17 protein-coding genes are annotated in these 25,717 nt (G+C 69.3%); 10 read left to right on the forward strand and 7 right to left on the reverse strand.

What is annotated here, in order from left to right:
- Positions 1-101 precede the first annotated feature (101 nt).
- The 5 genes from prfB to ABLE88_RS03800 form a co-directional block, all read right to left on the reverse strand.
- On the reverse strand, positions 102-1,232 hold the full coding sequence (prfB, locus tag ABLE88_RS03780; protein WP_348831077.1) for a peptide chain release factor 2: 1,131 nt from the start codon (positions 1,230-1,232) through the stop codon (positions 102-104).
- A gap of 72 nt (positions 1,233-1,304) precedes the next feature.
- Entirely contained in the window at positions 1,305-3,857 is a 2,553-nt protein-coding gene (locus ABLE88_RS03785) for an EAL domain-containing protein (protein ID WP_348830125.1), read from the reverse strand.
- A 433-nt stretch (positions 3,858-4,290) separates the two neighbouring features.
- Positions 4,291-5,685: a glutamate--tRNA ligase gene (locus tag ABLE88_RS03790; protein WP_348830126.1), complete on the reverse strand. Its 1,395-nt coding sequence runs from the start codon at positions 5,683-5,685 to the stop codon at positions 4,291-4,293.
- A gap of 103 nt (positions 5,686-5,788) precedes the next feature.
- Positions 5,789-7,441, reverse strand: coding sequence for an SH3 domain-containing protein (locus tag ABLE88_RS03795; RefSeq protein ID WP_348830127.1), 1,653 nt, complete (start codon positions 7,439-7,441; stop codon positions 5,789-5,791).
- A 113-nt stretch (positions 7,442-7,554) separates the two neighbouring features.
- On the reverse strand, positions 7,555-8,976 hold the full coding sequence (locus ABLE88_RS03800) for a helix-turn-helix domain-containing protein (RefSeq protein WP_348830128.1): 1,422 nt from the start codon (positions 8,974-8,976) through the stop codon (positions 7,555-7,557).
- A 243-nt stretch (positions 8,977-9,219) separates the two neighbouring features.
- Here ABLE88_RS03800 and ABLE88_RS03805 point away from each other — a divergent pair, with 243 nt between their 5' ends.
- The 9 genes from ABLE88_RS03805 (at position 9,220) to ABLE88_RS03845 (ending at position 21,849) form a co-directional block, all read left to right on the forward strand.
- Complete coding sequence (locus ABLE88_RS03805) at positions 9,220-10,755, forward strand: acyl-CoA carboxylase subunit beta (protein ID WP_348830129.1); 1,536 nt, start codon at positions 9,220-9,222, stop codon at positions 10,753-10,755.
- A gap of 224 nt (positions 10,756-10,979) precedes the next feature.
- A complete protein-coding gene (locus ABLE88_RS03810) occupies positions 10,980-13,007 on the forward strand; it encodes an acetyl-CoA carboxylase biotin carboxylase subunit (protein ID WP_348830130.1) in 2,028 nt (675 codons plus the stop codon).
- 95 nt (positions 13,008-13,102) lie between these two features.
- Complete coding sequence (locus ABLE88_RS03815) at positions 13,103-13,618, forward strand: hypothetical protein (protein ID WP_348830131.1); 516 nt, start codon at positions 13,103-13,105, stop codon at positions 13,616-13,618.
- Between the two features lie 2 nt (positions 13,619-13,620).
- Positions 13,621-14,850, forward strand: a complete 1,230-nt coding sequence (locus ABLE88_RS03820; protein ID WP_348830132.1) for a class I SAM-dependent methyltransferase — start codon at positions 13,621-13,623, stop codon at positions 14,848-14,850.
- 226 nt (positions 14,851-15,076) lie between these two features.
- Complete coding sequence (locus tag ABLE88_RS03825; protein ID WP_348830133.1) at positions 15,077-16,903, forward strand: methylmalonyl-CoA mutase subunit beta; 1,827 nt, start codon at positions 15,077-15,079, stop codon at positions 16,901-16,903.
- A gap of 19 nt (positions 16,904-16,922) precedes the next feature.
- Complete coding sequence (locus ABLE88_RS03830; protein WP_348830134.1) at positions 16,923-17,315, forward strand: hypothetical protein; 393 nt, start codon at positions 16,923-16,925, stop codon at positions 17,313-17,315.
- Positions 17,316-17,393: 78 nt separating this feature from the next.
- Positions 17,394-19,550, forward strand: a complete 2,157-nt coding sequence (gene scpA / locus ABLE88_RS03835) for a methylmalonyl-CoA mutase (RefSeq protein ID WP_348830135.1) — start codon at positions 17,394-17,396, stop codon at positions 19,548-19,550.
- Between the two features lie 7 nt (positions 19,551-19,557).
- On the forward strand, positions 19,558-20,457 hold the full coding sequence (locus ABLE88_RS03840) for an MBL fold metallo-hydrolase (protein WP_348830136.1): 900 nt from the start codon (positions 19,558-19,560) through the stop codon (positions 20,455-20,457).
- A 297-nt stretch (positions 20,458-20,754) separates the two neighbouring features.
- Positions 20,755-21,849: a rhamnan synthesis F family protein gene (locus tag ABLE88_RS03845; RefSeq protein WP_348830137.1), complete on the forward strand. Its 1,095-nt coding sequence runs from the start codon at positions 20,755-20,757 to the stop codon at positions 21,847-21,849.
- Positions 21,850-21,914: 65 nt separating this feature from the next.
- On the opposite strand, the gene ABLE88_RS03850 is transcribed toward ABLE88_RS03845, so the two are convergent.
- The gene (locus ABLE88_RS03850; RefSeq protein WP_348830138.1) at positions 21,915-22,682 is read right to left on the reverse strand and encodes a DsbA family protein; all 768 of its coding nucleotides are present in this window, start codon (positions 22,680-22,682) and stop codon (positions 21,915-21,917) included.
- A 29-nt stretch (positions 22,683-22,711) separates the two neighbouring features.
- Positions 22,712-24,136: a M48 family metalloprotease gene (locus ABLE88_RS03855; RefSeq protein WP_510182843.1), complete on the reverse strand. Its 1,425-nt coding sequence runs from the start codon at positions 24,134-24,136 to the stop codon at positions 22,712-22,714.
- Between the two features lie 357 nt (positions 24,137-24,493).
- Here ABLE88_RS03855 and ABLE88_RS03860 point away from each other — a divergent pair, with 357 nt between their 5' ends.
- The gene (locus ABLE88_RS03860) at positions 24,494-25,687 is read left to right on the forward strand and encodes a pyridoxal phosphate-dependent aminotransferase (RefSeq protein ID WP_348830139.1); all 1,194 of its coding nucleotides are present in this window, start codon (positions 24,494-24,496) and stop codon (positions 25,685-25,687) included.
- Positions 25,688-25,717: the final 30 nt, after the last annotated feature.

Here is a 25,717-nt window from a genome sequence, read left to right on the forward strand (position 1 = left end):
TGCCCCTCCTCCCGCCCTGTCGCCCACCGGGCGCTCCGCCCCGCTCCCCGCGCGGGAGCGGGACGGGGGCGGGGGGCGGCCGGGCGCCCCGCGCAGCCGCCTCAGTCCACGTCCTCCACCTGGTCCGGGCCGCCGCCATAGGCGCGCTGGGCCAGCGCCGCCTGCATGAAGGGGTCGAGGTCGCCGTCCAGCACCTCCTGCGGCGTGCCGGAGGTGACGCCGGTGCGCAGGTCCTTCACCAGCTGATAGGGCTGGAGCACGTAGGAGCGGATCTGGTGGCCCCAGCCGATATCGGTCTTGGCCGCCTGCTCGGCCATGGCCTCCGCCTCGCGCTTCTTCAGCTCCAGGTCGTAGAGCTTGGCGCGCAGCATGTTCCAGGCGGTGGCGCGGTTCTTGTGCTGGGAGCGGTCGCCCTCGCTCACCACGGCGATGCCGGTGGGAATGTGGGTGAGGCGCACCGCCGATTCCGTCTTGTTCACGTGCTGGCCGCCGGCGCCGCCGGAGCGCATGGTGTCCACCCGCACGTCGGCTTCCTTGATGTCCACGACGATGCGGTCGTCCACCACCGGATAGACGTCCACGCTGGCGAACGAGGTCTGGCGCCGGGCGTTGGAATCGAATGGCGAGATGCGCACCAGGCGGTGCACGCCGGCCTCGGTCTTCAGCCAGCCATAGGCATTGTGGCCCTTCACCTGGATGGTGGCGGACTTCAGGCCCGCCTGCTCGCCCTGGCTCTCGTCCATCAGCTCCACCTTGAAGCCGTGGCGCTCGCACCAGCGCCGGTACATGCGCAGCAGCATCTCGGCCCAGTCCTGGCTGTCGGTGCCGCCGGCGCCCGCATGGACCTCCAGGTAGCTGTCGTTGGCATCCGCCTCGCCGGAGAGCAGGGCCTCCAGCTCGCGCCGCGCCAGCTCGGCCTTGAGACCGTCGAGGGCCGCGGCGGCTTCGGAGATGACGCCCTCGTCGCCCTCCGCCTCGCCCAGCTCGATCAGCTCGATATTGTCGGCAAGATCCCGCTCCACCCGGTCGATGGCGCCGAGGCCGTCCTCCAGGCCGGTGCGCTCCTGCATCAGCTTCTGGGCGCGCTCGGGATCGTCCCAGAGCTTGGGGTCTTCCACGATGGCGTTGAGCTCGGCCAGGCGCCGGCGCGAGCGGTCCACGTCCAGGTGGGACCGCAGGAGGTCCAATGAGGAATTGATCTCGTCGACCTTCGCGGCGAGTTCCGCGCGCATGCTCATGGTTCTCCGGCTGAGGGCCGGGGAAAATAGCGGCGGGGCGCGCAGGTGTAAACGCCGGGGAAAACCTCAGCCGGCCGCGGCGGCGTGGCGGCGCAGCCAGTCCTCGAACTCGGGCACCTCCAGCGGCCGCGCGAACAGGAAGCCCTGGGCCGCATGGCAATTGAGCTCGCCCAGCAGATCGAGCTGGGCCTTGGTCTCGACGCCCTCGGCCACGACCGTCATGCCGAGGCTGTGGCCGATGCGGATCACCGCGGTGGCGAGCGCCTGGGCGTTGGCGTCCTCCTCCAGGGACAGCATGAAGGAGCGGTCGATCTTCAGCTCGGCGATGGGCAGCTGGGCGAGCGAGGACAGGCTGGAATAGCCGGTGCCGAAATCGTCCATGGCGAGGTGCACGCCCATGGCCTCGATGGCGCGGGCGGTCTGCAGCGAGTTGGGGTGCTGGTCCATCATCACCCGCTCGGTGATCTCCACCCGGAGGTCCGCGGGCTGAAGCCCGTTGTCGGCGAGCGCCCTGGTGATCACGTCGAGCACCGCGCTCGAGCGGAAGCTCACCGGCGAGACGTTGACCGAGACGTGCGGCACGTCGAGCCCCTTGGCGCGCCATTGCGGGATCAGGCGGCAGGTCTCCTCGATGGCCCAGTGGTCGATGCTCTCGATCAGGCCGTATTCCTCGGCCAGCGCGATGAAGCGCGGCGCCGGCACCTCGCCGTGCACCGGATCGCTCCAGCGGGTCAGCGCCTCGACCCCGTGCAGCGCACGGCTCTTGATCGACACCTGCGGCTGGAACACCAGGCGCAGCTGGCGATGGATGATCGCCTCGCGCAGCGCCACGCCCAGCACCAGGCGGTTCTGGGCCTTGAGGTTGAGGTCCTCGGTGAAGAAGTGGAACTTGCCGCGCCCGTCGCGCTTGGCCTCGTAGAGCGCGGCGTCCGCGTGCTTGAGCACGGTCTCCGCGTCGGAGGCATGGAACGGATAGATGGCGATGCCGATGCTGGCGCTCATGGTGAGATGCAGCCCCTGCACCGCGATGGGCGCCGAGGAGAGCACCTCCAGCAGGCGCTCGGAGATCAGCGCCGCCTCCTCCGCCGCGCAGCCGCGCAGCAGCACCGCGAACTCGTCGCCGCCGATGCGCGCCACCAGGTCCGCCCCGCGCAGCTGCACCGTGAGGCGGCGCGCGAACTCCAGCAGGATCTGGTCGCCGGTGGAATGGCCGAGCGTGTCGTTGACGTCCTTGAAGTGATCCACGTCGAGGATCAGGCACACCACCGTCTCGCCGCTCTCCTCCACCTCGGCCATGGTGGAGGCGAGGGTCTCGAGCAGGCGGCTGCGGTTCGGCAGGCCGGTGAGCGCGTCGAGCGAGGACAGGCGGGCGATCTGATCCTCGGCCTCGTTGCGCTCCAGCGCCAGCGCGCACAGGGGCACGCACCGCTCCATGATGTGCTCGTGCCACAGCCCCGGCGCCCGGCGCTCGCGGAAATAGAGCGCGAAGGTGCCCGACACCTGCCCGGTGCGGTTCTTCACCGGGATCGACCAGCAGGCGACGAGGTCCGACGGCAGCGGCAGGTGGCGGAAGGCGGCCCAGAGCGGGCTGGTGGCGATGTCGGTGACCACCACCGGCTCGCCCCGGAACGCGGCGGTTCCGCACGAGCCCGCGGACGGGCCGATGGGCATGCCCTCGAGGGCGGTGCTGTATTCCTCGGGCAGGCTCGGCGCGGCGACCGGGTGCAGGCGGCCGTCCTTGGTCACCGTCATGATGGTGCAGATGACGCCAGGCAGGATCGCCTCCACCTTGCGGCAGATGAGCTCGGCGACGTGCGCCAGCGGGACGTCGGCCGTGACCGCCGCCAGCACCTCCCGCTGCAGGGAGTCGATCTGCTTGCTCTCGGTGATGTCCGTGAGCACGGCGACGATGTTCCTCAACTCATTGCGTTCGCGATCGTAAACCGGGCTGATTGCGGCGGAAACCCAGATCTGGCCGCCGGACTTGTTGCGGCAGAGCAGCTCCTCGGAGAACGGCACGCGTTCGCGCACCTTCTGGCGCAGGCGGCTCTCGATGGCGGAATCGCCGAACTCCCCGCCGAGAAACTCCAGCGGGCTGCGCCCGGCGATCTCCTCCCGGCTGAACCCGAACAGCTGCACGAAGGCGCGGTTGACATAGAGGATTCGCAGCTGGCCGTCGGTGACCAGCACCACCCGGTCGGTCTCGTTGGCGACCAGCGAGAGGATGTAGAGTTCTCCCCGGCGCGCCACCTCGTCGGTCACGTTGCGGATGAAGGCGGCGTAGTTCACCGCCTCGCCCACCTGCGCGCGGCTGAGGGAGACCAGCCCCCAGATGCGCGAGCCGTCCTTGCGCTGGATGGCGACCTCGCGGCTGGTGCCGACGACCCGGTCCTGCCCGACCGCGCGCGGCACGCCGGTGACACCGTCATTGGCTTCGCGCAGTTCCAGCGGCACGAAGCTGCGCACGTTGCGGCCCATGACCTCGCCGCGCGCATAGCCGAACATGCGCTCGGCGGCAGGATTGAAATAAGTGATCCGGTTCGCCTGGTCGATGAAGATCACGGCGTCTAAGGCCTGATTGAGCGCCGCCCAGGAGAGATCACCGGTCTGCTCAACCATTGCCGCTTACTCCGATGGCTCAAGAACTCAAGCTGAACAAGAGCCCAGGGACCTGGAGCCCTCGGATGCGCGCAGTCCTCCCGCGATCCGGCCTCGGATATTACCTCTAATCCTTGCGCATTGTGACGGAAAGTCAAGGAATGGTTGCGCTCACGCTTGAATGCGAAGGTCTCGGCGGCGGGCGATGGTGTGGCGCGCCCGCCATCCCGGGGACGGCGCCGCGCCGGGTTGAGCGACGGCGCGCGCGGTGCCGAAAGAATCGAGCCCGGCGCCCGCTCAACCCAAGCCTGCCGCGCCTGGCCCCGAACCACCGCAGGGAGCGCGACATCCTGGCACGGTAATGAGCGGGGGAGTCGACCGCAATCGTCCCATCGACAGGCGATGGGCCGACGGCGCGCCTCGCCGCCCGCGAGGACCGCGCGGGGCGGTCCCGTCATGGGCGTGGAATGGCTGCACCGTCCGCAGCCTGGAGATCGCCGTCCGATGCGCGCAGGCGCGCCGCGACGCGCGCGCGGCCCATGAGCGGCAGCAAGGCGGCGAGCTCCGGCCCCTTATCCTCGCCCGTGAGCGCCCGGCGCAGCGGGAGGAACAGCGCCTTGCCGCCGCGCCCGCTCACCGCCTTGAGGCCGGCGATCCAGGCGCCGTAGGTCTCGCCGTCCCACGGCTCGGGCGGCAGCGCCGCCGCGGCGGCGGCGAGGAACGCGCCATCCTCGGCGGCGCGCACGCCGGCCAGCGGCCCCCGGCACACGCGCCACCAGAACGCGGCCTCCTCGAAGCGCGCGAGGTTGCCGCGCACCGCCAGCCAGAAATCGGCTCCCCCCGCAATGCCGAGCGCGAGGAGGCGCGGGCGCGCCGCCGCGTAGGACATCACATGGAGCGTGCGGGCGGACAGGGCCGTGAGCTCCTGCGGATCGAAGCGGGCCGGGGCGCGCGAGATCTCCGAAAGGTCGACCAAGGCGGCGAGCTCGTCGAGGCTCGCCACCGGCTGGAGCGGGCGCGAGGTGCCCACCAGCACCGCCGCCGCGGCCACGGCGAGCGACTCCAGGCCGTCCTCCCTGAGCGCCTTCAAAGACAGGTGGCCGAGGCGCTTCGAGAGCCCCTCGCCGCTCGGCAGCGTCAGCAGGTTGTGGTGCGCGAAGCGCGGCGGCCGCGCGCCCAGGGCCTCGATGATCTCGATCTGCACGGCGGTGTTGGTGACATGGTCCTCCCCGCGCACCACCTGGGTGACGCCGAGGGCCACGTCGTCCACCACCGAGGGCAGCGTGTAGAGGAAGGAGCCGTCCGCGCGCACCAGGACGGGATCGGACAGGCTCGCCGTGTCCACCCGCTGCGGCCCGCGCACGCCGTCGTCCCAGGCGACCTCGAGGTGGGCCAGCAGGAAGCGCCAGTGGGGGGCGCGGCCCTCGGCGGCGAAGCGCGCGCGCGCGGCCGGGTCGAGGCGCAAAGCGGCGCGGTCATAGACCGGCGGCAGGCCCCGCGCGCGCTGGAGCTTGCGCTTGAGATCGAGCTCCTCTTCGGTCTCGAAGCAGGGATAAAGGCGCCCGGCCGCCTTCAGGCGCTCGGCTGCCTCCCCATAGAGCGCGAGGCGGTCGGACTGGCGCACGCTGAGGTCGGGCGGGATGCCGAGCCAATCAAGGTCGGCGGCGATGGCGGCGGCGAATTCCGGCCGCGAGCGTGCGGTATCGGTGTCGTCGAGCCGCAGGATGAAGGTGCCGCCGCTGCGCCGCGCGAGCAGCGCGTTCAGCAGGGCGGTGCGGGCATTGCCCACATGGAGGAGGCCGGTGGGGGACGGCGCGAAGCGCAGCACCGGTGATGACGCGTCAGGCATGGCCCCGCCATAGCCCGCCGCGCGCCATTCGTCGATGGCCGCCGCGGTTTGCGGGTGACCGGCGGGCGGGGAAGCCCCGTCCGCCGGAATGGTTGGCGCGGTCTCAGGGCCGCGGCTGCGGGCAGTTCGGCCCCTGGCAGTTCGGGCGCTGCTGCCGCTGCTGGTTCTGCTGCGGCTGCTGGCGCGGCTGCTGCCGCTGCTGCTGTTGCTGCCGCTGCTGATTCAGCTGCTGTTGCTGGCGCTGCTGCTGTTGCTGGCGCTGCTGGTTCAGCTGCTGCTGCTGGCGCTGCTGCTGTTGCTGGCGCTGCTGGATCTGCTGCTGCTGAAGCTGCTGGCGCTGCTGGTTGTACTGTTGCTGGCGCTGCTGGTTCTGCGGATTGGCCTGCGGCTGCTGCGGCAGCCGCTGCTGGTTCTGCTGGAACTGCTGCCGCTGCTGCTGCTGCAGTTGCTGCCGCTGCTGCTGGATCTGCCGCTGGTACTGCTGCTGCGGTGTCAGACCTCCGCCGCCTGGACCGCCGGGAACGTTGCCGGGAATGCCTGGACGGCCGGGACCACCGGGCATGCCAGGGCCGCCCGGTCCACCGGGACCACCGGGACCACCAGGAGTGACGCCCGGACCACCGGGCCCGCCCGGACGGCCGGGACCACCGGGCATGCCGGGGCCGCCCGGTCCACCGGGACCGCCGGGACCGCCAGGAGTGACGCCCGGACCACCGGGCCCGCCCGGACGGCCGGGACCACCGGGCATGCCGGGGCCGCCCGGTCCACCGGGACCGCCGGGACCGCCAGGAGTGACACCCGGACCACCGGGTCCGCCCGGACGGCCGGGACCACCGGGCATGCCGGGGCCGCCCGGTCCACCGGGACCGCCGGGACCGCCAGGAATGACGCCCGGACCACCGGGCGTGCCGGGGCCGCCCGGTCCACCGGGACCACCGGGACCGCCGGGAATGACGCCCGGACCACCAGGCCCGCCCGGACGGCCGGGACCGCCGGGACCACCGGGCGTGCCGGGGCCGCCGGGACCGCCAGGGCTACCCGGACCCCAGCCGGGTCCGCCCGGTCCTCCGGGGCGACCGGGGCCTCCTGGCCCGCCTGGCCCACCAGGACCGCCGGGACCGCCGGGTCCCCAGCCAGGACCGCCCGGACCGCCGGGTCCCCAGCCGGGACCGCCGGGACCGCCCGGCCGGCCGGGGCCGCCGGGATAGCCCCATCCGGGACCGGGACGCCAGCCGGGAGGCGGCGGCGGGCCCATGCCGGGGGGAGGCGCATAACCGGGGCGCCACCAGCCGGGCGGACGCACGCCGGGAGGCGGCACCGGCCAGCCGGGCCGCGGGCGCCAGACATAATTGTTCCAGCGGTACCGGTCCGCATACCAGGGCCGGCCCACATAATAGCGGTTCCAATAATCGTTCACCGCAAACGCGACCACCGGGATGCCCACCGCGGCCAGCGCCACGTCGGGCAGCAGCGAGGTCACCACCTGCCCCTGGTCCTGCATCTGGTAGCCGAGATATTCGGCGAACACCCAGCCGCGATAGTCACCCCAGAGCACGTCGCACCAGGACTGGTCGTCGAGACATCCCTCGATGTCGACGGGCGTTCCTTCCGGGATCACGCCGATGCTCTGAAACTCGGTGTCCGGCCCGGTGCGCATATTGACATTGGCCGTCGTGAACCCTGGTGCTGCCACAGCGATGCTGGAGGCCGCCGCCAACAGGCCGGCAACGAGGCCGACCGTGCTCCATATCCTCATGGATTGCTCCCTACGGCTCCGTCCGAGCCGATAATTTAAGTGTAGCAAACACCTCGTGGCGTTTCCTATGCGCAGGCGCGGCTTTTACCGAGCGGGAGAAGGGCTTAATTACGTCAGGAGATGGTGAACGGAACGATATCCCGCACGTTTTCGTCGATGCGGATGTCGCGGTCGAGCGGGGGAAAGGCTCTGAGGTCGCAGTCGCGGCGCGGGCAGATGCGGCAGGAGACGCCGAGCCGGGCCACCGGCGCCGCCTTGAGGTCGAGGCCGTCGGCATAGACGATGTCGTGGGCGAACGAGGCGTCGCAGCCGAGCCCCAGCGCGTAGGCGCGCGCCGCCTGGCCATGCCGCACGGCGGGCGCCGTCACCGAGCGGGCGAGGCAGATGTAGCGCACCCCGTCCGGCATCTCGCCCACCTGCACCAGCGTGCGGCCCGCCATCTCGAACGCCTCGTGCACGTTCCAGGCGGCGCACGCTCCGCCGTGGCGCGCGAACTGGAAACGCGTCGCCGAATGGCGCTTGGTGATGTTGCCGGCCCGGTCCACCTTGGCGAAATAGAACGGCACCCCCTTCGCGCCCGGCCGCTGCAGGGTGGAGAGGCGGTGACACACCTGCTCCAGGCTCGCCCCGCTCTCGAGGGCGAGCCGGTCGAGGTCGTGCCGGCGTCCGCGGGCGAGGTCGAGGAAGCGCCGATAGGGCAGCATCAGCGCGCCGGCGAAATAGTTGTAGAGCGCGAGCTTGCAGATCTCCGCCGCGGTCTGGCTGCGGAAACGCGCCGAGGCGACCGTGGCCGCCACCAGATCCGCATGCTCCAGCTGGGCGATGGTGGCGGCGAGGCGGAAGGCGCGCGAGGACGGGGTCAGCGTGCCGGAGAGCACCAGCCGCCGCGTCCGCGGATCGAAGCTCGACATGGGCTCGGCCGGGTCGGCGCGGCCGGTCTCGACGACGACCCCGTGGCGGGCGGCGAGGTGGGCGGCGAAGGCCGGCTCCGGCGGCGCGCCTTCGAGGATGCCGAGCGTGAGCGCCACCGCTTCGGCGGCGCGGTCCAGCGGGTCGACGTAATTGTCCACGTAGTGGAAGTAGTCGCGCACCTCCTCGTAGGGCACGAGCTTGGCCTCGTCGCCGGGGGCGATGCCCGCGCTCAGCATGTCGTCGAGGGAGGCGCGCCATTCGGCGGTGCGCCGCAGCGCCACATGCATGCGCAGGAAGGCATGAGCGAAGGCGGGCGAGAGGTTCGCCACCGCCTTCACGTCCTGCAAACCAAGGTCGAGGTCGCGGAACAGCGGGTCGGCGGCGGCCTCGCGCAGGTCGGCGACGAGACGGTCGAGGTCCTCGGCGCCGAACGAGGTGATGTCGACCGCGAAGGTGCGCGAGATCGCGATGAGGACGGAAGCCGTGAGCGGGCGCTGGTTGCTCTCGATCTGGTTGATGTAGGAGGCCGAGACGGCGAGGCGCACGGCGAGTTCGCTCTGCTTCAAGCCGAGCTTTTCCCGCAGCCGCCGGACCGCATGGCCCGCATAGACCTTCTGACGCATGGCGGCTCCCGATGGCGGCGGCTTCTGGAAACCTCCCCTTGGGTCAGGTTGGCATTCCGATGGGCCGTCGGCGTTGTGAATATTTCACAATAAACAACACAGAACTTTTACATATTCAAGATTGCTCCACTTCTTGCTAGCCACGGGGAGAACCGCCCTTTCCGGCCAAGCTGCGATGCTGCATCATCGCGGCGTGACGGGCGGCTACAATTTCGCGATCGCGATCGCGCAAGGAGTGGCGTCATGAAGGAAGTGCTCGAAGAGCTCGACAGCCGCCGCGCCGTGGCCCATCTCGGCGGTGGCGAGGCCCGCATCGCGGCGCAGCACCAGCGCGGCAAGCTCACGGCGCGCGAGCGCATCGACCTGTTGCTCGACCGCGGCACGTTCGAGGAATACGACACCTTCGTCCAGCACCGCTGCGTCGACTTCGGCATGGCCGACCAGAAGAAGATCCCCGGCGACGGCGTGGTCACCGGCTGGGGCACCGTGAACGGCCGCAAGGTGTTCGTCTTCGCCAAGGACTTCACGGTGTTCGGCGGCTCGCTCTCCGAGGAGCACGCGCGCAAGATCACCAAGATCCAGGACATGGCGCTGAAGACCCGCGCCCCCATCATCGGCCTGTTCGACGCCGGCGGCGCGCGCATCCAGGAGGGCGTCGCCGCGCTCGGCGGCTATGGCGACGTGTTCAAGCGCAACGTCGCCTCCTCGGGCGTGATCCCGCAGATCTCGCTCATCATGGGCCCGTGCGCCGGCGGCGACGTCTATTCCCCCGCCATGACCGATTTCGTCTTCATGGTGCGCGACACCTCCTACATGTTCGTCACCGGCCCGGAAGTGGTGAAGACGGTGACCAACGAGACCGTCACCTCCGAGGAGCTGGGCGGCGCCAAGGTGCACACCACCAAGTCCGCGGTCGCCGACGGCGCCTACGACAACGACGTGGAGATGCTGCTGGAGACGCGGCGTCTCATCGACTTCCTGCCGTCGAACAATTTCGAAGGGGTGCCGGAATGGCCCTCCTTCGACGATCCGGGCCGCAGCGACGAGAGCCTCGACACCCTAATCCCGGACAATCCCAACAAGCCCTACGACATCCGCGAGCTGATCTTGAAGGTGGCCGACGAGGGCGACTTCTTCGAGATCCAGGCCGCCTACGCCAAGAACATCGTCATCGGCTTCGGCCGCATCGAGGGGCGCACGGTGGGCTTCGTCGCCAACCAGCCCATGGTGCTCGCCGGCGTGCTCGACTCGGACGCCTCGCGCAAGGCGGCGCGCTTCGTGCGCTTCTGCGACGCGTTCGAGATCCCGATCGTCACGTTCGTGGACGTGCCCGGCTTTCTGCCCGGCACGGCGCAGGAATATGGCGGCCTCATCAAGCACGGCGCCAAACTGCTGTTCGCCTATTCCCAGGCCACCGTGCCGCTGGTCACCGTGATCACCCGCAAGGCGTTCGGCGGCGCTTATGACGTGATGGCCTCCAAGCACGTGGGCGCGGACGTGAACTATGCCTGGCCCACCGCCCAGATCGCGGTGATGGGCGCCAAGGGCGCGGTGGAGATCATCTTCCGCCAGGACCTCGGCGACCCGGAGAAGATCGCCGCGCACACGAAGAATTACGAGCAGCGGTTCCTGTCGCCGTTCGTGGCGGCCGAGCGCGGCTTCGTGGACGAGGTGATCATGCCCCACTCCACCCGCCGCCGGCTCGCCCGCGCGCTCGCCATGCTGCGCACCAAGAAGCTCGAGCAGCCGCACCGGAAGCACGACAACATGCCGGTGTGAGGGCGGGGCAGCGTGAAGGTCATCCGGTGTCCTTCCCGTGCGGCCGCCATCGCCCCTCAACCGCCGTCATGCCCCGGCTCGTGCGGGGCATCCATCCAGATGCTTGAACCCGTTGCGGAGTGGATCCCCCGGACAAGCCGGGGGATGACGGTGCGGAGGCGATGCGGCCGGCACCAAGGAGACGCCAGTTACGGAATTCAGCGCCCAAGGCGCGGGAGACACAAATGTTCACCAAGATCCTGATCGCGAACCGGGGTGAGATCGCCTGCCGCGTCATCAAGACCGCGCGCAAGATGGGCATCAAGACGGTGGCCGTCTATTCCGATGCCGACAAGGACGCGCTCCATGTGGAGATGGCCGACGAGGCGGTGCACATCGGCCCGCCCCAGGCGGCCCAGTCCTATCTCATCGCCGAGAAGATCGTCGAAGCCTGCCTGAAGACCGGCGCCGAGGCGGTGCATCCCGGCTACGGCTTCCTGTCCGAGCGCGCCTCGTTCCCCAAGCTCTTGGCCGAGCACGGCATCGTCTTCATCGGCCCGACCCCCCACGCCATCGAGGCCATGGGCGACAAGATCGAGTCGAAGAAGGCGGCGGCGGCGGCCAATGTCTCCACCGTGCCCGGCTATCTCGGGGTGCTGGAGAACGGCGCCGAGGCGGCGAAGATCGCCGACGAGATCGGCTATCCGGTGATGATCAAGGCCTCCGCCGGCGGCGGCGGCAAGGGCATGCGCATCGCTTATTCCCGCGACGAGGTGCAGGACGGCTTCGACCGCGCCAAGAGCGAGGCCAAGTCCTCGTTCGGCGACGACCGCGTGTTCGTGGAGAAGTTCATCGTCGACCCGCGCCACATCGAGATCCAGGTGCTGGGCGACAAGCACGGCAACGTCATCTATCTGGGCGAGCGCGAATGCTCGATCCAGCGCCGCAACCAGAAGGTGGTGGAGGAGGCCCCCTCCCCGCTGCTCGACGGGGCCACCCGCAGGAAGATGGGCGAGCAGGCGGTGGCGCTCGCCAAGGCCGTGGGCTACGACAGCGCCGGCACGGTGGAGTTCGTCGCCGGGCAGGACAAGAGCTTCTACTTCCTGGAGATGAACACCCGCCTCCAAGTGGAGCATCCGGTCACCGAGCTGATCACCGGCTTCGACCTCGTGGAGCAGATGATCCGCGTCGCCGCCGGCGAGAGGCTCAAGATCACCCAGGACGACGTGAAGCTCTCCGGCTGGGCGGTGGAGAGCCGCATCTATGCGGAAGACCCCTACCGCAACTTCCTGCCCTCCACCGGACGCCTGGTGCGCTACCGCCCGCCCCAGGAGGGCAAGACCGGGCCGATCACCGTGCGCAACGACACCGGCGTCTATGAGGGCGGCGAGATCGCCATCTATTACGATCCCATGATCGCCAAGCTGGTCACCCACGCGCCCACCCGGGCGATGGCGATCGAGGCCCAGGCGGACGCGCTCGACGCCTTCGCCATCGACGGCATCGGCCACAACATCCCCTTCCTCTCGGCGCTGATGTCCCATCCGCGCTGGCAGGAGGGGCGGCTCTCCACCGGCTTCATCGCCGAGGAATATCCCGACGGCTTCCAGGCCCGCGCGCCGGAAGGCGAGCTGATCCACTTCATCTCCGCGGTGGCGGCGGTGATCGACCACATCCAGAACGTCCGCAAGCGCAAGATCACCGGCCAGACGTCGGGCGTGACCTGGCGCATCGCCAAGCGGCGCATCGTCAATCTGACGGCGGGCGAGGACGTCATCTCCACCGCCTGCGAGGTGGAGCCGGTGGACGGCGGCTTCCGGGTGCAGATCTTCGAGCCGGACGGCAAGCCCGGCCACGCCCATCTGGTGCGCTCCGCCTGGAAGCCGGGGGACGCGGTGTGGACCGGCACCATCGACGCCGACCAGGTGGCGATGCAGGTGCGGCCGATCCCCAACGGCGTGGCGCTCGCCCATCGCGGCGTCGCCACCCTGGCGCGGGTCTACACCGAGCGCTCGGCGGCGCTCGCCGCCTTGATGCCCAAGAAGGAGAATGCCGGCGGCGGCAAGGAGCTGCTCTGCCCCATGCCGGGGCTCGTGGTCTCCATCGCGGTCACCCCCGGCCAGGCGGTGAAGAGCGGCGACGTGCTCGCCATCGTCGAGGCCATGAAGATGGAGAACGTGCTGCGCGCCGAGCGCGACGGCATCATCAAGGCGCTGCACGCCAAGGCCGGCGACAGCCTCGCGGTGGATGCGGTGATCCTGGAATTCGCGTGACGCTTGTGGCGCGGGCTGTTCCTTCTGGCTTCAAAGCGCTACGCAGAGAAGGTACAAGCCGCGCCGCATTTTGCACGCGCGGGGGGGAGCAAAGCATGATCCAGCGCCTCAGCTTAACTCGGACAAGCTATGCCCTGATCGTCGTGGCCTATGTGATTTTTTCCGCCGCCTCGTTCTGGTTCGCTGAAGAATTTGCGCGTCTACCTTTCGCAAGAAATTTAAACACAGCGATCAGCGTAGTTTTCATGATCTTTTCGGCAGCTCGGCTACAAGATGCGGGCTTCCGATACTGGCGTAGTTTTTTATTAATTGTATTTATTCTCTTCGTCGTACCAACGGCGTCGCTGTTTGCCTATATGATTTTCTCAGATTTTAACCGCCAATCATTGGACGATCAGTACCAAGTTCTCGGGATCATGGTGCTTGCCGGCATTTCACTTCAGATGCTCGTCGCCGGCTTCTGCCTGCTGTTCCCCTCCGTGTCGCCGGTGGGGAACGACAAACGCTCCCCCCTGCCGTCGCCAGGCAAAGCACCTCCGGAGGACGATATCCTGAATTGGACGCCGCCGGGATCCAGGCCCCCGCCCGCGCGACAAGACCCGAGGATCTGACCATGCGTCTTCTCTCCAACCTCCTGAAGCGCTTCGTGGAGAAGGGCCAGCTCACCGTCGTCGACGCGGGAGGCCAGCGCCACGTGTTCGGCTCGGGGGTGGACGGGCCGTCCGTCACCGTGCGCATGCACGACAAGAAGCTGGAGAAGGAGCTGTTCTTCAATCCGGAGCTGGTGGCGGCCGAAGCCTATATGGACGGGCGGCTCACCTTCGAGGACGGCGCCGGCGCGTTCGACCTGCTGCATCTGTTCTCGGTGAACCGCAAGGGCCTTGCGAGCCATCCGGTGCAGCAGGCGCTGCGCAAGGCCTGGCGCTCGGTGCGCCGGTTTCAGCAGGCCAATCCGGTGGGCAAGGCGAAGGAGAACGTCGCCTCCCACTACGACCACCCCGCCGCCTTCTACCGGCTGTGGCTGGACGAGACCATGGCCTATAGCTGCGCCTATTTCCGCGCGCCGGACGAGCCGCTCGCGGACGCGCAGCGCAACAAGTTCCGCCACATCGCGGCCAAGCTGAAGATCACCCCCGGCATGCGGGTGGCCGAGATCGGCTCGGGCTGGGGCGGCCTTGCCATCTATCTGGCGAAGGAATGCGGCGCGCACGTCACCGCCATCAACGTCTCGCCCGAGCAGCTGGCCGAGAGCCGGCGCATCGCCGAGGCCGCCGGGGTGGCGCATTTGATCGACTTCAAGGAGATCGACTACCGCCACCTCGAGGGCAAATTCGACCGGGTGGTCTCCATCGGCATGATGGAGCATGTGGGCGTCTCCCACTTCGACGACTATTTCAATACCGTCCGCAATCTCCTGGCCGAGGGCGGCTTCGCCCTGGTCCACGCCATCGGCCGCATGTCGCCGCCTGGCACCACCGGGCCGTTCATCCGCAAGTACATCTTCCCCGGCGGCTACGTGCCGGCATTGTCGGAGGTGTTCGCCTCCACCGAGCGGGTCGGCCTGTGGGTGGACGACTGCGAGGTCCTGCGCCTGCACTATTACTGGACCATCCGCGCCTGGCGGCGGAACTTCATGGCCAAGCGCGCCGAGGTGGACGCCATGATGGGCGAGCGCTTCGGCCGCATGTGGGAATTCTACCTCGCGGCGGTGGAGCTCGGCTTCCTGCACGGCTCCAACATGGTGTTCCAGCTTCTCCTGTCGCAGACGCGCGACGACGTGCCGGTGATCCGCGACTACATCGTCGACGAGGAGCGCGCCCTGGCGGCGCGGGAGGCGCGGTGATGGAAACCGCCGCCTCGCTCCCCGGACCCGCGACGGCGCAGCCGGAGCGCAGATCCGGGGCCCAGCGCAAGACTCCCGCGCAGCGGGCCACACCCTGCCGTCGCAAGAGTTCATGCCGCCTTCGGCGCACTCTTGCGCTGGGTCACGGCTCTCCTTCCACTGTGCTGCGTGCCGTTGCAGTCGGCCGGGACGCGCGCGCCCCTCTTCTCCTCCTGGAGACCCTGCCATGACCGCCCTGCCCTTCGCCACCGATTTGCCCCCCGCCACCCGCGCGGACTGGCTGAAGCTGGTGGAAGGCGTGCTCAAGGGCGCGCCCTATGACCGGAAGCTCGTCACCCGCACCTATGAGGGCCTGTCCCTCGACGCCCTGCCCGCGCGCAAGCCCCATGCGCCCGTGGTGGCGGGGCGCCCGGCCGGCGCGCCCTGGATCGTCTCCATGCGGGTGGACCAGCCGGACCTCACCGAGGCCAACGCCCAGGCGCTGGAAGACCTCGATGGCGGCGCCTCCGGCCTGACCCTGGTCTATGCCGCCTCGCCCCACGCTTATGGTTTCGGCCTGCCGGACGGCGCCGACCTTTCCCTCGTGCTGAAGGACGTGCTCGCCGACCTCGTCGAGACCCGCATCGAGAGCGGCGGCTTCACCGGCCGCGAGGACGCGCTCGCCTTCGCCGACTTCGCTGCGGCGCGCGGCTTCGACCCGGCCGGCCTCGCCGTCAGCTTCGGGCTCGATCCGCTCGCCGATTTCGCCGCCAAGGGCACCTTGCCCATGGCGTGGCCGCTGCTCGCCAAGCGCTTCGCGGAGACCGCGGCCATCCTCAAGGCGCGCGGCTTCACCGGTCCGTTCGCGCGCGCGGACGGCGCGGTCTATCACGCCGCCGGCGCCTCGGACGCGCAGGAGCTCGCCGCCGTCCTCGCCACGCTGGTGGCCTATCTCAAGGCCTTTGCCGAGGCCGGCATCCCGCTCGCCGAGGCCGCCGGCCGCATGGAGGCGGCGTTGGTAGCGGACGTGAACCAGACCGCCACCATCGCCAAGTTCCGCGCCATCCGCCTGCTCTGGGCGGCGGTGCTGCGCGAGTGCGGCGTGGCGGCGCCGCCGCTCAGGCTGCACGCCACCACCGCCTGGCGCTCCATGACCCGGCGCGACCCCTATGTGAACCTGCTGCGCAGCACCGTCGCCGCCTTCGCCGCCGGCGTCGGCGGAGCGGACAGCATCACCGTGCTGCCCTTCACCCAGGCGCTCGGCCTGCCGGACGCCTTCGCGCGCCGCCTCGCCCGCAACACCCAGGTGATGCTGCTGGAGGAGAGCAACGTGCACCGCGTGGCCGATCCCGGCGCCGGCGCCGGCGCGGTGGAAGCGCACACGGACGGGCTCGCCGCCGCCGCCTGGGACCTGTTCCGCACCATCGAGGCGCGCGGCGGCATGGCGGACGTGCTGGAGGACCGCTGGCTCAAGGCCGAGATCGCCGAAGTGAAGGCGCGCCGCGACAAGGACGTCGCCACCCGCCGCCTGCCGATCACCGGCACCTCGGAATTCCCGATCCTGGCCCAGGAGATGCCCGAGGTTCTGGCGCCGCTCGCCCCCGCGGCGCCGGCGAATGACGGCGCCTTCGCCGCCACCCGCATCGCCGCCGCCTTCGAGGCGCTGCGCGACAAGGCCGAGGCGGCGACCCCTGCGCCGACGGTATTCCTGGCGACGCTCGGCCCGGTCTCGGCCTTCACGGCGCGCGCCACCTTCGCCAAGAACTTCTTCGAGGCCGGCGGCATCGCCGCCGCGGTGCCGGACGGCTTCGCGAGCCTTGATGCCATGGTGGCGGCCTTCAAGGCGGCCGGCACGCCGTTTGCTTGCCTCGTCTCGTCGGACGAGGTCTACGGCGCCGAGGCGGCCCATGCGGCCGCGGCGCTCCTGGCGGCCGGCGCCGGCGCGGTCTGGCTCGCCGGCAAGCCGGCGGACCTGGTGGCGCAGATGGAGGCGGCGGGCGTCTCGGGCTTCGTCTTCGCCGGCTGCGACGCGCTGGAGACGCTGAAGCTGGCGCAGGACGCGGCGGGCATCTGAGGACGAAGGAGGCGCGGGCATGACAGGCAAGGGCAATCGGATGCGGATCCGCACACTGGCGGCGCCGTTGCTTGCGCTCGCGGCGCAGCTGGCGGCGCCGGCGACCGCGCTTGCCGACAACGCCATGCGCTTCGACGGCACCTGGAGCGTGCGCACCTCCGCCGAAACCGGAAGCTGCGGCAAGAATTACGACTTCAAGCTGAACGTGAAGGGTGGCAAAGTCACCTATGCGGGATACTGGCCGGTTGAGGCGGCCGGCGGCATCAACAAGGTGGGCGTCGTGAAGATGACGCTCGCCCACAATGGCGGCAAGGTGATCGCCACCGGCCTTGCCGAGGGCGATCAGGCGTCGGGCGACTGGTCCTCGCCGCAGCCGAACTGCTCGGGCTCCTGGTTCGCCAGAAGGGCGTGAGGCCGCAGCGAGCACCCGATCCTGGGCCAAAGCGCGGCGCGCGCCGCCCGAAGCGGGCCGATTTCGAGGAAAGAGACGATGAGCCGGATCCCCAATTTCGCCGAGATCGACTGGCGCGCGCCGGAGAGCGCCGCGTCGCCGGCCGCCGTGCCGGCCTGGATGACGCCCGAGGGCATCCCGGTGAAGCCGCTCTACGGCCCGGCCGACATTGAGGGGCTCACCTTCATCGACACCTTTCCCGGCATCGCGCCGTTCCTGCGCGGGCCCTATGCGGCCATGTACGCCACCCAGCCCTGGACCATCCGCCAATATGCCGGCTTCTCCACGGCGGAGGATTCCAACGCCTTCTACCGGCGCAACCTCGCCGCCGGCCAGAAGGGCCTCTCGGTGGCCTTCGACCTCGCCACCCACCGTGGCTATGACAGCGATCACCCCCGCGTCGCCGGCGACGTGGGCATGGCGGGGGTCGCCATCGATTCCATCTACGACATGCGCACCCTGTTCTCCGGCATCCCGCTGGACCAGATGAGCGTGTCCATGACCATGAACGGGGCGGTGCTGCCGATCCTGGCGCTGTTCGTGGTGGCGGCGGAGGAGCAAGGCGTTCCCGCCTCCAAGCTCTCCGGCACGATCCAAAACGACATCCTCAAAGAATTCATGGTGCGCAACACCTATATCTATCCGCCCGCCCCCTCCATGCGCATCATCTCCGACATCTTCGCCTTCACCTCGAAGGAGATGCCGCGCTTCAACTCGATCTCCATCTCCGGCTACCACATGCAGGAAGCCGGGGCGACGCAGGATCTGGAGCTCGCTTATACCCTGGCGGACGGCGTCGAGTACGGCCGCGCCGGTGCCGCCGCGGGCCTGCCCATCGACGTGTTCGCGCCGCGTTTGTCCTTCTTCTGGGCCATCGGCATGAACGTCTTCATGGAGGTGGCGAAGCTCCGCGCCGCCCGCCTCCTGTGGACGCGCCTGATGACCGATCTCGGGGCGAAGAACCCCAAGTCCTTGCCGCTGCGCACCCATTGCCAGACCTCGGGCTGGTCGCTGACCGCGCAGGACGTGTTCAACAACGTCATGCGCACCGCCATCGAGGCCATGGCGGCGACCCAGGGCCAGACCCAGTCGCTGCACACCAACGCGCTGGACGAGGCGCTGGCGCTGCCCACGGACTTTAGCGCCCGCATCGCCCGCAACACCCAGATCCTGCTGCAGCAGGAGAGCGGCACCACAAGGCAGATCGACATCTGGGGCGGCTCTTTCTTCGTGGAGAAGCTCACCGCGGATCTTGCCGCCAAGGCGTGGGCGCACATCCAGGAGGTGGAGGCGCTGGGCGGCATGGCCAAGGCCATCGAGGCCGGCATCCCCAAGCTGCGCATCGAGGAGGCCGCCGCCACCACCCAGGCCCGCATCGACGGCGGCGCCCAGACCGTGGTGGGCGTGAACAAGTTCAAGCCGCAGAAGGACCGCCTCATCGACGTCCTCAAGGTGGAGAACGCCACCGTCCGGGCCGCGCAGATCGAGAAGCTCAATCGTCTCAAGGCCGAACGGAACCCCGCCGAGGTGGCCGCGAAGCTGGAAGCGCTCACCAACGGCGCCGCCGGCAACGGCAACCTCCTGGCACTGGCCATCGAGGCGGCCCGGGCCAAGGCCACGGTGGGCGAGATTTCCGACGCTCTGGAAAAGGTGTTCGGCCGCCACCGCGCCGAGATCCGCGCCATCTCCGGCGTCTACAAGCGGGAGGCCTCCGCCATGACCGACAAGGTGGGCAAGGTGCTGAAGCTGGTGGAGGCGTTCGAGCACGCGGAAGGCCGGCGCCCGCGCATCCTGGTGGCCAAGGTGGGCCAGGACGGCCACGACCGCGGCCAGAAGGTGATCGCCTCCGCCTTCGCCGACCTCGGCTTCGACGTGGACATCGGCCCGCTCTTCGCCACCCCCGAGGAAGCCGCCCGTCAGGCGGTGGAGAACGACGTGCACGTGGTGGGCATCTCCTCGCTCGCCGCCGGCCACCTCACCCTCGTGCCGGCGCTGAAGCAGGCGCTGGAGGCGGAGGGCCGCGGCGACATCATGGTGGTGGTGGGCGGCGTGGTGCCGCCGCAGGACTATGAGGCGCTCAAGGCGTTCGGCGCCGAGGCCATCTTCCCGCCCGGCACGGTGATCGCCGATGCGGCGAGCGAGCTGGTGCGCACCCTCTCCCACCGCCTGGGCCACACGCTCGAAGCGGCGGAGTGAGCGCCGCGTGAGCGAGGCGCCCGCCCGCCTCGCCCCCCTGGGGTCGACCCTGCGGGTGCTGGAGCCGGCGCCAGGCGTGCTCGCCTTCTATGACGGGCGCATCCCCGGCGTTCGCCTGCATTCGGCCGCCGAGAACTGGCTCGACGACGGCGCCTTCGCCCTCGGCATCGCCTCCTATGCGGTGATCGACGGGGAAGACGCGCTGGTCTACGACACCCACGTCTCGCTCGCCCACGCCCGCATGATCCGCCGCACGCTGGAGGAAATGGGCGTCCGGCGCATGCGCGTGGTGCTGAGCCACTGGCATGACGACCATGTGGCCGGCAATGCGGTGTTCGCCGATTGCGAGATCATCGCCAATGCCGAGACCGACGCGCTGCTGCGGGCGAACCGGGCCCGCCTGGAAGGCGCCGATCCGCCCATCCGCCCGCTGGTGCTGCCGAACCGCCTGTTTGAGGACCGCCTCGCGCTGAAGGTGGGCGCCATCCCCGTGGCGCTGATCCAGATGGACATCCACAGCCGCGACGGCACGGTGGCGCTGCTGCCCGGCGGCCTGCTGCTGGCCGGGGACACGCTGGAGGACCCCATCACCTATGTGGACGAGCCGGAAAGGCTTGCGGCGCACCTGGAAGGACTGAAGCGCCTCGCCGCGCTCGGGGTGACGCGCATCCTGCCGAACCACGGGGCGGCGGAGGTGATCGCCGCCGGCGGCTATCCGCCGGAGCTGATCGAGGCCACGGAGCGCTACGTGGCGCGCCTGCTGCAACTGAAGCGCGCGCCGGAACTGGCGGCGCTCGATCTTGCCGCCTTCGCGGCGGACGCGTTCGCGACCGGCGCCATCGGCTGGTTCGCGCCCTATGAGGCGGTGCACCGCAGGAATCTCGAGGCGGTTCTGAACCGCTATTGACGGTCCTTCCGTCAGGGCGTGGCGTCCATCACGGGGATCGAATTGAAACGGCCCCCTTCACATGATACAAATTCAGCATCGCGGCCTGAACCTCGCTCATCCGGAGGCATGATATACTTCTGTACATTGCCGCCATGGGCCATGAGATAAATTAAAAACTGACAAAAACCGGAGGGTCAGGTCAATCACATGCGGATAAATTTTGATCGCGCACGTATCTTTTGGTATGTTTGGTCACGTAAAATATCACAGTTACCAAAAATCTTCAAAGATCACACCCCACAGATCCTTTCTGACGTGACTTGCCGCCCCGCTCAAGGGGACATCTACGCGATCGTCGTAAAGTATGTGAAATTCGGATTAAGCACCGACTTCCTTGCAGTCCTCGATAGTCTTGCGGCCGCCTCGGTGAACGCAATCGTTGTGTGCAATGGCGAGCCCACGCCGCAGATGCGGGCGCAGATCGCGACCCGCGCCCACCGCATCCTCGTGCGCCCCAATATCGGCCGGGATTTCGGCGCCTATCGGGCCGCCACCCTGCATATCCTGGCTGACGGCCTGAAACCGGCGCGGGTCATCTATCTCAATGACAGCATCTATTTCCTGGCCGGCCCGGCGCTCGACCACCTGACGCGGCAGCTCGCATCGACCACGTACGACGTGGTCGGCGCGCTGGAGAATCACGCCTTCAGCCACCATCTGGGCTCATATGCCCTCTCGCTCTCGGGCGCCGCCTTCGCGGACCGCAAGATCGTTCGCTTCTGGCGTCGGTATCGTCCCTACGACCTGCGCCTGCACGCCATCAATAAAGGCGAGATGAGGTTGAGTTCGACGCTGAAGCGATGCGGCTACCGGTTCGACACGGTATACGGCGCCGAAAAGCTCGCGGACCGTCTAACCGCCCTGAGCCTCGCCCAGATCGTCAACCATATGCGTTATCTGCCGCGCGATTTCCAGCTCAAGGACCTGTCCTCTACCTTGAATGCGGTCGCATTGCTCGACAGCATGTTCTCCGAAGAGTCGAGCATGCAGGTTTACGGGTCCCCCAAGCCGCAGGCATACGTGCCGCTGCCGCGCCTGCGGCTGGACCAGGACGACCAAATTGAAGCGGCGCTGGTGAAGGCGACCCTTATCGACACCATCATGCATGTGGTCTCGAACAGCAGCCAGATTCACTTCGGCTTCGGGCTGTTCCACAAGCTTCTCGGCTGCCCGATCGTGAAGAAGGACCTGCTCCAGCGCGACGTCTTCACCGAGCATCAGATGATCTCGATCCTCGACGACGTGTCCGAAGAGGAGCGCGCGACGATCCTGCGCGAACTCATCAACCGGGGACGGCCGACCCACCCGACCAAGAAGACCCACTTCCTGATGCGGTATGGCCTCATCTGAGCGCCGGCCGGCCGCGTTGCGCCGTCTCAATTCATCCGTGAGCGGCGCAACGCGGCCCTGCCGCCTTACTTCCCCGCTTTCGCCTGATTGCGCGCCTGGGCGACGGCGGATTTGAGCACGTCGAGGCCCTGGGCGCCCATCACCACCTGCTCGCCCACCACGTAGAAGGGCGTGCCGCTCTGGCCCAGCGCCTGGGCGAGCTTGATGCTCTCGTCGAGCGTCGCGTTGAGCTCCGGCGAGGCGGCCTGCTTCTCCAGCAGCGCCACGTCGATGCCCGCCTGCTTGGCGGCCGCGAAGGCCCGGGCGCGGTCGGCCTGGCCACGCATGCCCATCAGCGCCTGGTGGAACGCCATGTACTTCTCCGGCGCCACCATGCGCACCGCCACCGCCACCTGCGCCGCCTCCACCGAGCCCTGGCCGAGCACCGGGAATTCGCGCAGCACCACGCGCACGTTGGGATCGGCCTTCACCAGCTCCTGCAGGTCGGCGAGCGCGCGCTTGCAGTAGCCGCAATTGTAATCGAAGAACTCGACCAAGGTGACGTCGCCCTTGGGGTTCGCCACCACCACGCCGCGCTGCCCGTCGAACAGCACAGAACTCAGCTCCTTCACGGCCTTGGAGGCGTGCTCGGCCTGCGCGGCCTGGTTGCGGGCCTCGAGGACCGAGACCACCTCCTCCAGCACCTCGGGGTGCTTCAGCAGATATTCGCGCACGATCGTGCCGATTTCCGACTTCTCCGCATCGGTGAAGGCGGCGGCGGGCGAAGCGAAGGCGCACGCGGTGGCCGCGACCAAAACGGCATTGCGGGACAGGCGGCCCAGGCGGGCAAGCATGGAAGTCTCCATCGGCTCGAGAAAAGGCATCAGCGGTTGTTCTGCGCTGACTTCGGCGGCTTGAAGTTCACGAGGTCGTCGGCCTTGAGCCAGCCCGGCGTGCCGGTGGCGAAGCGCTGGCGCGCGCGGGCGGCAAGCTCGCGCCCGATCTTGAAGTCTCCCGACGCGAAATAGCCGTGCGCCGCCGCGAGGTCCGCATTGGCCACGTCCCCCTTGCGTCCATAGGCGATGGCGAGCGAACGCCAGGCGCCGGCGGAATTGGGGTCGCGCTGGGTGGCGAGGATCAGCTCACGCAGCGCCTCCTCGTTATAGGTGGGGTTGCCGGACTGCACCAGCGCCTGTCCGAGCATGGCGCGGATCAGCGGCGCCCCGTTGGTCATGGCCACCGCCTTGCGCAGCGGCGCCACCGAATCGGGCGCCCGCCCGCTCTCCAGCAGCGCCTGGCCCTTCAGCTCGTAGAAATAGGGATTGTCCGGCTGGCGCGCGATGAGCGCGTCGATCTGGCTGATGGCGCCGTTCACATTGCCGAAGCGATAGGCCGAGATCGCCCGCGCATAGAGCGCCGGCATCGACGCGTCGGAGGGCGGATATTTGCGCGCCACCGCGTCCGGCCGCTCGGTGAAGCCCACCAGCTTGGCGCGCATCATGTCGTGCCGCTCCTGGAGCGCGGGGGGATCCTTGGCGTCGTAATAGGGGCTCGCCTTGGCGAGGGTCTCGAGCGCCGCGATGCGCTCGCGCGCCATGGGATGGCTCAACAAATAGGGATCGACGCGCTGGCTGATGAACAGCTGATCCTCCTGGAACCGCTGGAAGGTCTCGATCATGCCCTTGGCGGACTGGTGGGTGGCGTTGAGGTAGGACACGGCGGAGCGGTCGGCCGCCTGCTCCTCGCCGCGCTGGTAGGTGAGCAGCGAGCGGCGGATCATCTCCTGCGGCGCGATCAGGCCCGCGGCGGCGGCGCTGCCCATGTCGCGCCCGCCCATGCCCGAAGCGGCGCCGGCGGCGATGCCCGCGCCCGCCAGCAGCATGGTGACGATGGCCATGGTCTGCATGCCCTCCACCTGCTGGCGCATGCGGGCGAGATGGCCGCCGGCGATGTGGCCGGTCTCGTGCGCCAGCACGCCGATGATCTGGTTCGGGGTCTTGGAATCCAGCAGCGCGCCGACATTCACGAAGATCCGCTTGCCGTCCGCCACGAAGGCGTTGAACGAGCGGTCGGAGATCAGCACCACCTCGACATTCTGCTGCCCGAGCCCCGCCGCCTTCAGGATCGGCCGGGTATAGTCGCGCATCAGCGCCTCGATCTCGGTGTCGCGGATGGTCGGCGGACCCTTCTGCGGCGCGCCCGACTGCGCCGCGGCGCCGTGGAACGGCAGCGCCGCCACAGCCGCCACGCACAGCGCGCGGGCGAAGGCACGGACCGTCTTGCGGGCGACCATCCGGCGCGCAGCCATATGGCGATCAGGGAAGGAGAGGCGCGGGCGATCCATGGAGGCGTGCTTCGTCGTTCCGTTTCCGCCCCGTGCCCGGAGCCGTTCGATGATGGAGCGGCAGGGCCGCAGGTAGATGCCCTGCGGGCGGCGCGCGGGAGGCACCCTGACCCCGCTTGGCGCCGACCTTTGCCGCCGCTGCTCCCTTGGCGCCCGGCGGGCCGCGCGCTAGGAGTGGGGACACTGGCCTCGACATCGCGTCGGGTCAATGCGCCCGAGGTCATGTCGGGGCGTCGCCCCGGTGCCCTACGGACAGACAGAATGCGGCGGCAAGACGGCGTTCCGGCACGCCGCGCCGCCGCCCGCGAGGAAGTGAACGCCATGCATGCGCCCCGTCCGCCCGCGTCCGGCCCCCACGCCGTCGCCGCCTCCGCGCGCAGCGCCGTCGCCCCCTTCATGGTGATGGACGTCATGGAGCGGGCCGCGCGCATCGAGGCGGCGGGCGGCAAGGTGATCCACCTGGAGGTGGGCCAGCCCGCCGCCCCCGCCCCCGCGCAAGCCCGCGCCGCGGCGGCGCACGCGCTCGCCGCCGGACCGGTCGGCTACACCACGGCGCTCGGCATCCCGGCGCTGCGCGCGCGCATCGCCCGGCACTACGGGGAGGCCTACGGCCTTGCCCTCGACCCCGAGCGGGTGGTGGTGACGAGCGGCTCGTCGGCCGGCTTCATCCTCGCTTTCCTCGGCCTGTTCGAGGCCGGCGACCGGGTCGCCATCGCCGCGCCCGGCTATCCGCCCTACCGCCATGTGCTGAGCGCGCTCGGCTGCCGGCCGGTGCTGATCGAGACCCACGCCGAGGACCGCCACGCGCTGACCCCCGCGCAATTGCGCCGGGCGCACCGGGAGGCGCCGCTCGCCGGCGTGCTGGTGGCGAGCCCCGCCAATCCCACCGGCACCATGATGGACGAGACGGCGCTCGCCGCGCTCATCGACTGCGCGCGCGAGCTCTCCATCGCCTTCATCTCGGACGAGATCTATCACGGCCTCGATTATGCCTTCCCGGCCGTGAGCGCGGCGCAGTTCGGCGCGGACGTGACCGTCATCAACTCGTTCTCCAAGTATTTCTGCATGACCGGCTGGCGCGTCGGCTGGATGGTGGTGCCGCCCGCTCTGGTGCGCACCATGGAGCGCCTCCAGCAGAACCTCTCCATCTCGGTGCCGACCCTGTCGCAGATCGCCGCCGCGGCGGCCTTCGAGGGCCGCGCCGAGATGGAGGCGATCAAGCGGACCTATGTGGAGAACCGGCGCATCCTCACCGAGGGCCTGCCGAAGGTGGGGCTGACGCGCTTCCTGCCGGCGGACGGCGCCTTCTACCTCTATGCGGACGCCTCGGACTTCACGGCCGATTCCCTCGACTTCGCCACCCGCCTGCTGGATGCCGCCCATGTGGCGCTCACCCCCGGCGTCGACTTCGACCCGTTCCACGGCCACCAGCATCTGCGCATCTCCTATGCCGGCTCGGCCGACGACATGCGCGAGGCGGTGGCGCGCATCGGCGCCTTCCTGGCAAGGGGCTGACGCCGGCTCCGCGCGGCCGGAGCGGTGCCG

Source organism: Xanthobacter luteus, from assembly GCF_040049235.1.
GTDB lineage: Bacteria > Pseudomonadota > Alphaproteobacteria > Rhizobiales > Xanthobacteraceae > Xanthobacter.